At 49.3% G+C, this 957-nt stretch carries 8 tRNA genes; all 8 read right to left on the minus strand.

The features are described from left to right. Positions 1 to 21: 21 nt before the first annotated feature. A tRNA-His gene (locus GC097_RS28385) sits at positions 22 to 94 on the minus strand. Positions 95 to 119: 25 nt separating this feature from the next. After that, positions 120 to 193 (minus strand) — tRNA-Trp (locus tag GC097_RS28390). Positions 194 to 205: 12 nt separating this feature from the next. After that, positions 206 to 287, minus strand: a tRNA-Tyr gene (locus GC097_RS28395). A gap of 78 nt (positions 288 to 365) precedes the next feature. Then, positions 366 to 441, minus strand: a tRNA-Phe gene (locus GC097_RS28400). A 24-nt stretch (positions 442 to 465) separates the two neighbouring features. Continuing rightward, positions 466 to 542, minus strand: a tRNA-Met gene (locus tag GC097_RS28405). Between the two features lie 18 nt (positions 543 to 560). Then, positions 561 to 633: transfer RNA gene (locus GC097_RS28410), tRNA-Val, on the minus strand. A gap of 135 nt (positions 634 to 768) precedes the next feature. Beyond that, positions 769 to 844, minus strand: a tRNA-Asn gene (locus tag GC097_RS28415). A 3-nt stretch (positions 845 to 847) separates the two neighbouring features. Next, positions 848 to 924, minus strand: a tRNA-Ile gene (locus GC097_RS28420). Positions 925 to 957: the final 33 nt, after the last annotated feature.

The raw sequence follows: 957 nt of genomic DNA on the forward strand, positions 1-957 counted from the left end.
TATTTTGATTTGATACTAAAGGGCGGACGACGGGACTTGAACCCGCGAATGCCGGATCCACAAACCGGTGCGTTAACCCCTTCGCCACGACCGCCACAATATTAAGTTTCTTACTTTATTGGCAGGGGCAGCAGGAATCGAACCCACACCAAAGGTTTTGGAGACCTTTGTTCTACCTTTAAACTATGCCCCTAGAAAAAGCAAATGGAGGCTGATGGATTCGAACCACCGAACTCGGAGAGAGCAGATTTACAGTCTGCCGTGTTTAGCCACTTCACTAAGCCTCCATGATATAAAAGCCTTAACGGGCCCCGAAAAAGTAATCGGCGTTGCTACAAAGCTTAGCTTCACTTTATTGGGATTTGTGGTGGCTCGGGACGGAATCGAACCGCCGACACGAGGATTTTCAGTCCTCTGCTCTACCGACTGAGCTACCGAGCCTTATTTTACACCCTAACAAAGAATTGGTTGCGGGGGCAGGATTTGAACCTGCGGCCTTCGGGTTATGAGCCCGACGAGCTACCGAGCTGCTCCACCCCGCGTCGTTGACATATTGAAAATGGAGGCTGACGGGATCGAACCGCCGACCCTCTGCTTGTAAGGCAGATGCTCTCCCAGCTGAGCTAAGCCTCCATAGGATAAAGATGTAATTGATATTGAAACTTATATTCTAAAGAGCAGGTGAAGAAGGGAATAAACCTTTAAGACGCTTATGAAATCTACATGATTGCCTGCGCCCTTCTTCAACCACTCGAATATTTTCTAAAATGGCTCCCCGAACAGGACTCGAACCTGTGACAACTCGATTAACAGTCGAGTGCTCTACCAACTGAGCTATCAGGGAATATGGTGGGCCCTAGTGGACTCGAACCACCGACCTCACCCTTATCAGGGGTGCGCTCTAACCAGCTGAGCTAAGGGCCCTCATGCGCGTCGGCAAAAAAAATACCCTTTAAG

The sequence above is a fragment of the Paenibacillus planticolens genome (assembly GCF_013141725.1).
Taxonomy (GTDB): Bacteria; Bacillota; Bacilli; order Paenibacillales; family NBRC-103111; genus Paenibacillus_E; species Paenibacillus_E planticolens.